7 protein-coding genes and 1 pseudogene are annotated in these 6,699 nt (G+C 68.4%); 4 read left to right on the top strand and 4 right to left on the bottom strand.

Annotation, left to right across the window (positions count from 1 at the left end; all coding sequences use genetic code 11):
- Positions 1 to 569: FAD-binding oxidoreductase (locus tag VGD85_RS15275; RefSeq protein ID WP_331064289.1), on the bottom strand; the 569-nt coding region annotated here is incomplete at its 3' end.
- Complete coding sequence (locus VGD85_RS15270; RefSeq protein ID WP_331064288.1) at positions 554 to 1,030, bottom strand: Lrp/AsnC family transcriptional regulator; 477 nt, start codon at positions 1,028 to 1,030, stop codon at positions 554 to 556. The genes VGD85_RS15270 and VGD85_RS15275, both read right to left, overlap by 16 nt.
- Before the next feature lie 211 nt (positions 1,031 to 1,241).
- Between VGD85_RS15270 and VGD85_RS15265 the strand changes: the two genes are divergently transcribed.
- From VGD85_RS15265 to VGD85_RS15250, 4 genes are read left to right on the top strand one after another with little or no spacing between them, the layout of a single operon-like run.
- A complete protein-coding gene (locus VGD85_RS15265; protein WP_331064287.1) occupies positions 1,242 to 2,387 on the top strand; it encodes a spermidine/putrescine ABC transporter substrate-binding protein in 1,146 nt (381 codons plus the stop codon).
- A complete protein-coding gene (locus VGD85_RS15260) occupies positions 2,371 to 3,549 on the top strand; it encodes an ABC transporter ATP-binding protein (RefSeq protein ID WP_331064286.1) in 1,179 nt (392 codons plus the stop codon). The genes VGD85_RS15265 and VGD85_RS15260 overlap by 17 nt, the downstream gene beginning before the upstream one ends.
- Positions 3,546 to 4,397 carry an ABC transporter permease gene (locus VGD85_RS15255; protein WP_331064285.1) on the top strand — a complete coding sequence of 284 codons (852 nt, stop codon included), beginning with the start codon at positions 3,546 to 3,548 and terminating at the stop codon, positions 4,395 to 4,397. The genes VGD85_RS15260 and VGD85_RS15255 overlap by 4 nt, the downstream gene beginning before the upstream one ends.
- On the top strand, positions 4,394 to 5,197 hold the full coding sequence (locus tag VGD85_RS15250; protein ID WP_331064284.1) for an ABC transporter permease: 804 nt from the start codon (positions 4,394 to 4,396) through the stop codon (positions 5,195 to 5,197). The genes VGD85_RS15255 and VGD85_RS15250 overlap by 4 nt, the downstream gene beginning before the upstream one ends.
- 74 nt (positions 5,198 to 5,271) lie before the next feature.
- Here the strand turns inward: VGD85_RS15250 and VGD85_RS15245 are convergent, their stop codons facing one another.
- Positions 5,272 to 6,165, bottom strand: a complete 894-nt coding sequence (locus tag VGD85_RS15245; RefSeq protein WP_331064283.1) for a hypothetical protein — start codon at positions 6,163 to 6,165, stop codon at positions 5,272 to 5,274.
- Positions 6,166 to 6,411: 246 nt separating this feature from the next.
- Positions 6,412 to 6,699 (bottom strand): annotated as a pseudogene (locus VGD85_RS15240) (aspartate aminotransferase family protein); the annotation flags it as partial.

The following is a 6,699-nucleotide window of genomic DNA, read 5'->3' as shown; positions in this document are numbered from 1 at the left end:
TACGTCGCACCCACGGTGCGGCTGCCGCGCAGGATCGCGGTCGCTTCGGTGCGGCCGAGCAGCCGGAGGTCGTCCTCGCCGCGGTCCCAGCGGCGCGCCTCGGCGACCTCGCTCCGGGCGCGGCGCCACTGGGCCCTGCTGCGGGCCAGCGCGATCGTGCCGCCCTTCGCGATGTGGGCGTCGATGCCCTCGTCGGTCGCGACCCGCATCACCTCGTCGACGGTCGCGCGCATCGCCCGGTGCTGCGCGAGCGCGCCCTCGCGGTCGGACCGACCGGCCAGGGTCCGCAGCGACGCCGGGAAGAGCGCGGAGCACCAGCCGCCGTTGCGGCCGGACGCGCCGAACCCGGCGGTCTCGGCCTCGAGCACGACGATCCGCAAGGTGGGGTCCGCCTCGGCGAGGTAGTACGCCGTCCAGAGGCCGGTGAAGCCCGCGCCGACGATGGCGACGTCGGCCTCGGCGTCGCCCGCGAGGGCGGGGCGCGGCGTCCAGTCGGTGTCGACCGTGTCGTGCCAGAGCGAGAGGCGCTCCCAGTGCGGGTCCGCGTGACGGTTCAGCGCACACCCCACGAGTAGGTCTGCTTGCGTAGCTGGAGGTACATGAACGTCTCGGTCATCACCACGCCGTCGATGGCACGGATCCGACCGGAGATCAGCTCGAGCAGGTGCTCGTCGCTCTCGCACACGACCTCGACCAGCAGGTCGTAGGAGCCGGCCGTGACGACGACGTAGTCGACCTCGTCGAGCTGGGCGATCGCGTCGGCGACCGGCTCGAGCGCCCCCGACACCCGGATGCCGACCATCGCCTGGCGTGCGAACCCCAGCTCCAGCGGGTCGGTGACCGCCACGACCTGCATGACGCCGCCCTCGATGAGCCGTTGCACCCGCTGCCGGACCGCCGCCTCCGAGAGCCCGACGACCTTGCCGATCGCGGCGTACGAGCGCCGGCCGTCTTGCTGGAGCTGCTCGATGATCGCCTTCGAGACGTCGTCGAGCTGAAACGCGGGACGCCCGGACTTCCTGGTGCTCATGGCCGCATGGTTCCGCAGCCGAGGGCCCTGGGTCAAAGACCTGCCCGCCGCGTCGGACAAGCGATTTCGTTGCGAGAATGTTTCTTGTCGACTGGATCGCTTGTCGATGGGCCCATCACATGGCACGATCCGAGCAATCCAGTCGATGGCCCGAGGGAGTCGCATGGCGCCGGAGTCACCAGTCCCACGCAGGGGAGTGTCCCGTCGGAGCGTGCTCAAGGGCGGTGGCGCCGTGGCGTTCGCCGGGGTGAGCCTCGCCGCGCTCAAGCTGCCGTTCTTCGGCACCGACGGCGCGCAGCAGGATCCCGCGCAGTGCCGCGCTCGGGACGTGTCCGAGGAGGACATGCGCCTGGTCATCTCCAACTGGCCGCAGTACATCGACCCCAAGAAGGCCAAGAACGGGACGTTCCAGCGGTTCCAGGAGCAGACCGGCATCAGCGTCACCTACAACGACGACGTCAACGACAACTCCGAGTTCTACGCCAAGGTCCGCAACCAGCTCGGCTCGTGCCAGCCGATCGACCGCGACATGATGATGCTCACCGACTGGATGGCGGCCCGGATGATCGGGCTGGGCTGGATCCAGCCGCTGGACAAGGACGCGGTCCCCAACCTGCACGCCAACCTCATCGCGCCGTTGCGCGGCCGGCAGTGGGACCCCGACCTCACCTACCACGCCCCGTGGCAGAGCGGCCTGACCGGCATCGCCTACAACGCCGCCAAGACCGGCGAGGTGAAGAGCTTCGAGGAGCTGCTCACCCGTTCCGACCTCAAGGGCCGGGTGACGCTGCTCTCGGAGATGCGGGACACCATGGCCTTCATGCTGAGGATCGTCGGCGCCGATCCCGACGAGTTCACCGAGGACGAGTGGAAGAACGCCATCGACCGGCTCCAGAAGGTCGTGTCCTCCGGACAGGTCCGGGCGTTCACCGGCAACGACTACACCCAGGACCTCGCGGCCGGGAACATCCTCGCGTGCGAGGCCTGGTCCGGCGACGTGATCCAGCTCCAGGCCGACAACCCGGACATCAAGTTCGTGGCGCCCGAGGAGGGGCTGTCGCTGTGGAGCGACAACATGATCGTGCCGAACCTGGCGACCCACGAGGCGAACGCCGAGAAGTGGATCGACTACTACTACGAGCCGGCCGTGGCCGCGAAGCTCGCGTCCTGGGTCAACTACATCTGTCCCGTCGAGGGGGCGCGCGAGGAGATGGAGAAGATCGACCCCTCGCTCGTCGACGAGCCGCTGATCTTCCCTGACGACGAGATGCTGAAGGCGACGTTCGACTTCATGCCGCTCGACGACCGTCAGCAAGTCGAGTACGAAGGAGACTGGTCCGATGTCACAGGTGGCTGAGCGCCCCGACAGCACGCGGGGCCCGGCGCCCGACGGCGCGCCGTACGACGGCCTGCGACTGCGCGCCGTCACGAAGACCTTCGGCGGGTTCACCGCGGTGGACACGCTGGACCTCGACGTCCCGCGCGGGTCGTTCTTCGCGCTGCTCGGACCGTCCGGGTGCGGCAAGACCACGACCCTGCGGATGGTCGCGGGCCTGGAGACGCCGACCTCGGGGACGATCACCCTCGCTGGCCAGGACATCACCTACGCCAAGCCCTACCGGCGACCGGTGAACACGGTCTTCCAGAGCTACGCGCTGTTCCCGCACCTCGACATCTACGAGAACGTCGCGTTCGGGCTCAAGCGTCGCAAGGCCTCCGACGTCGACTCCCAGGTGCGCGACATGCTCGAGCTGGTCGAGCTGACCAGCCAGGTGCGCAAGAAGCCGGCGCAGCTCTCCGGCGGCCAGCAGCAGCGGGTCGCGCTGGCGCGGGCGCTGATCAACCACCCCGAGGTGCTGCTGCTCGACGAGCCGCTCGGCGCGCTGGACCTCAAGCTGCGGCGCTCGATGCAGATCGAGCTCAAGCGCATCCAGACCGAGGTCGGCCTCACGTTCATCCACGTCACCCACGACCAGGAGGAGGCCATGACGATGGCCGACACGGTCGCGGTGATGAACGCCGGGGTCATCGAGCAGATGGGTGCGCCCGCCGACCTGTACGAGAACCCGCGCAGCACGTTCGTCGCGAACTTCCTCGGCCAGTCCAACCTGATCCCGGGCGCCGTCACCTCGCGGTCGGCCGACGTCGTCAGCGTGGACATGCAGGGCGTCGGGGTCTCGATCCCGCCGGCTCGCAGCCACACCGACGGCGACCGCGGCTGGGTGGGGATCCGTCCGGAGAAGGTGCTGATCGGCGCGCCGGGGGAGGAGCTCGACGCCCCGGGCAACACGATCCCCGGCGGCGTCGTGACCGACGTCAGCTTCGTCGGCGTCAGCACGCAGTACCTGGTGCGGATGCCGTGGGGTCAGGAGCTGCAGGTGTTCCAGCAGAACACCGGGCGCCACCGGTTGTTCCACGTCGGCGAGCAGGTCGAGCTCTCCTGGCGTCCCGAGTACGCGTTCCTGCTCGACATCTCCCAGGACGCGCTGGCCGGCGCCCAGAAGGGCGACGACGAATGACCCGGCGCACGGGAGCGGTGGGCTACCTGCTGCTGCTCCCCACCGCGCTCTGGCTGATCCTGTTCTTCGTCGTCCCCTTCTACTCGCTGCTGGCGACCAGCCTCTACGACCCTGCGGGCTCGGACTTCCGTGGCTACGAGATGACCTACGCGTGGGGCAACTACGTCGACGTCGTCCAGGCGTACTGGCAGCCGATGCTGCGGGCGCTGTGGTACGGCGGGCTCGCGACGGTGTTCTGCCTCGTGCTCGGCTACGTGCTGGCCTACACGATCGCCTTCAAGGTGGGCCGCTGGAAGAACCTGATGCTGGTGCTGGTCATCGCGCCGTTCTTCACCAGCTTCCTGCTGCGGACGCTGTCGTGGAAGCTCATCCTGGCCGACGACGGCATCGTCGTGGACACCCTGCAGTTCCTCCACCTCCTCGGTGAGGACGGGCGCCTGCTGGCCACGCCGATCGCCGTGGTCGCGGGCCTGACCTACAATTTCTTGCCGTTCATGGTGCTGCCGCTGTTCGCGAGCATCGACAAGATCGACCACCGGCTGATCGAGGCCTCCAGCGACCTCTACGCCAACCCCGTGGTGGGCTTCTTCAAGGTGACCTGGCCGCTCTCCCTGCCCGGTGTGGTCTCGGGGACCCTGCTGACGTTCATCCCCGCGTCGGGCGACTTCATCAACGCCCAGCTGCTCGGCAGCCCCAACCAGCGCATGGTCGGCGGCGTGATCCAGAGCCTGTTCACCGACGCCAACGACTACCCCGCGGCCGCCGCGCTCTCGATGATCCTGATGGTGGGCATCGTGGCGATGGTGCTGGTCTACGTCCGCCGGGCCGGGACGGAGGAGCTGCTGTGATCGGGCGCTGGATCCGAGAGCACCTGGTGCTCATGCTGGGCCTGGTGGTGCTCGCCTACACGTTCATCCCGATCGCCGTCGTCGTGCTGATGAGCTTCAACGACCCGGCGAGCCGCAACGTCTACCGCTTCGACGCGTTCACGCTCGACAACTGGACCGATCCCTGCGCCGCCGAGGGCATGTGCGCGGCACTCGGGAAGAGCATCGAGATCGGCCTGCTCGCCACGCTCGGCGCGACGGTCCTGGGCACCCTCGCCGCGTTCGCACTGGTGCGCTACGACTTCTTGGGCCGCTCGTCGACGAACCTGTTGATCTTCTTGCCGATGGCCTCACCCGAGATCGTGATGGGCTCCTCGCTGCTGGCGCTCTTCGTGGCGTCCGGCTTCGCCGGCCAGCTGGGCTTCTGGACGATCCTGATCGCCCACGTGATGTTCTGCCTCTCGTTCGTGGTGGTCACGGTCAGGTCGCGCCTGGCCGGGTTCGACGACTCCCTCGAACAGGCGGCCATGGACCTCTACGCGACCCCGGCCCAGACGTTCTGGCGGGTCACGTTCCCACTGGTGTTCCCGGGCATCCTCGGCGCCGCGCTGCTGAGCTTCTCGCTGTCGTTCGACGACTTCATCATCACCAACCTCAACGCGGGCACGACCACCACGTTCCCGATGTACGTCTGGGGCGCCGCTCAGCGCGGCGTACCGATGCAGGTCAACGTCGTCGGCACCGTCATGCTGGTGATCTCGATGGTGATCGTGGTCAGTGGTGAGGTCGCCAGCCGCCGCCGCACCGCCAAGCTCACCTGACCAGGTACGCCGAGTCGGCGCCAGTTTCCCGGGGAGGTACGCCGAGTCGGCGTTAGTTCACCCGCTTGCCCGGATCAGACGATGTAGGTGCGAGTGCCGAGGCTGGCGCGCGCGGCAGCGAAGGCGCGGGCAAGGCGCAGGTCGGCGTCCTGTCGGGGGCCGAACACATTGTCTCGTCGGAACACCTCGATCGCCCACCGACGGTTGCGGTCGAGCCAGTCCCGCCGATCGAGGTCGGCATCTTCCTGGTCGGGGCCGTGCCACTCCTCGCCGTCGTACTCGGCGGCGAACAACAGCTCCACCAGCCCCATGTCGAGGTAGAACACAATGCGGCCGTCGAGGACCACCGGGATCTGGGTCTCCGGCTTCGGGAGGCCGCCGTCCAGCCACCGTAGGCGCAGGGCCGTCTCGCCCATCGACTGGGACCCGGGATCGGCCAGAGGAGCGAGGTGGCGCAGCTGGACGACGCCCCGCCGGCGGTTGAACCGAGGAATCTCAGCCAGCAACTCGTCGAGTGTGAACACCCCGAGGCTCAGCATCGTGTCCATCCCGTGCATCTTCAGGTCACGCGTCTTCTGCAGCCGCCCCAGGTCGAGTGCGGTCCGCAGTGGTGTCGTGACGAGCACGCCGTGGATCAGCATGAGGTCGCGCTCGCGCACCTCCCGCTCTCCGCTGTCGGTGAGCTTGTTCCGCAGCCGGCCGCAGTCGCTCGGTCTGAAACATGAGATCGGTGGAGGAGCGAGGTGCTCGTTCGGACCGAGTGCGCGCGGGCCGGCATGCAGCCAGGCGGCCGTCCGGTCGCAGACGAAGGCGTCCGGTGGGAGGACCAGGGTGAGCATCCAGCACCGAAGCTCGAGGGACTCGGGCACCTGCGCGGCGACGTAGACGCCGCGGATCGGACGCCGGAGGAAGCCTTCCACCACGAGCGCGTGGAGGGTCTTGTCGTTGACGCCGAAGTCGCGCGCCATGGGTCGGGTGAACGGTGTATCGAGAGGGAGCCCGACAGAGGCGTCGAGCAGCAGTGATGTAGTCATGGCCAGGTCCTGCCCGAACCTGGCACCGCCCACGCCCAGGCAGACGCCACCTGTGGACAACCGTGCGTTCGGGCCAGCTTCCGCACACCTTCCCAGGAAACTGGCGCCGCCTCGGCGTGGCTCAAGGGGAAACTGGCGCCGCCTCGGCGTGCCTCGGGAGGAAACTGGCGCCGACTCGGCCTAGAGGAGGGTGGCCGCCTTGTCGAGGACCGTGCGCAGGACCTGCTCCATCTCGTCGAAGTGGGCCTGGTCGCAGATCAGCGGGGGCGAGAGCTGGATGACCGGGTCGCCGCGGTCGTCGGCGCGGCAGTAGAGGCCCTCGGCGAACAGCTGCTTGGAGACGAAGCCGTAGAGCAGGCGCTCGCACTCCTCGGCGGTGAAGGACTCCTTGGTGGTCTTGTCCTTGACGAGCTCGATGCCGTAGAAGTACCCGTCGCCACGGACGTCGCCGACGATCGGGAGGTCCAG

This window comes from Nocardioides sp., from assembly GCF_036401255.1.
GTDB lineage: Bacteria > Actinomycetota > Actinomycetes > Propionibacteriales > Nocardioidaceae > Nocardioides.
This window is presented reverse-complemented; position numbering and strand designations above follow the sequence as displayed.